Annotated in this window: 1 pseudogene; it reads left to right on the forward strand. The window is 67.0% G+C overall.

Annotation, left to right across the window (positions count from 1 at the left end):
* Positions 1-512, forward strand: a pseudogene (locus BRA62_RS11730) (hypothetical protein); the annotation flags it as partial.

Below are 512 nucleotides of genomic sequence, written 5' to 3' on the forward strand. Positions count from 1 at the left end.
CACCCCGATTCCCACGACGCCGGCAGTGCCCCCGGAGGTCCCCGGACCGACGGTCGTCGTCGCGGCAAGCGACAGCAGCCCCGTATCGAAGGCGCAGGCAGACTACGTCTGTGACGGTACCGACGATCAACACGACATCCAGGAGGCGTTCGATGCGCTGCCGCCGTCGGGCGGCACGGTCGCTCTCTCCGAAGGCACGTTCGATTGCGCCGGGAGCATCTACCCCCGTGCGAACTCCATGCTTCGCGGGGAGGGGCCGAACGCGACGTTACTCGAGTTCAGCCGGAACGGGCGGCTCCACGTCTCCAGCGAATCCGTCACGCTCTATAACTTCCATGTCGAGGGCACCGGATACCCGCAGACCGGGACCGATCCCTGGCTCGGCGTGGTCACCATCTATGCGAGCCACGCGAAGGTCCTCGCCGTCGAGGGGACCGCCGACGCGAGCACCCAGGCGGTTTTTCTCCTGCTGCACGATCCGAACGTCTATGCGCCGACCCTGGAGGACGTCG

The sequence above is a fragment of the Methanoculleus sp. UBA208 genome (genome assembly GCF_002498065.1).
GTDB lineage: Archaea > Halobacteriota > Methanomicrobia > Methanomicrobiales > Methanoculleaceae > Methanoculleus.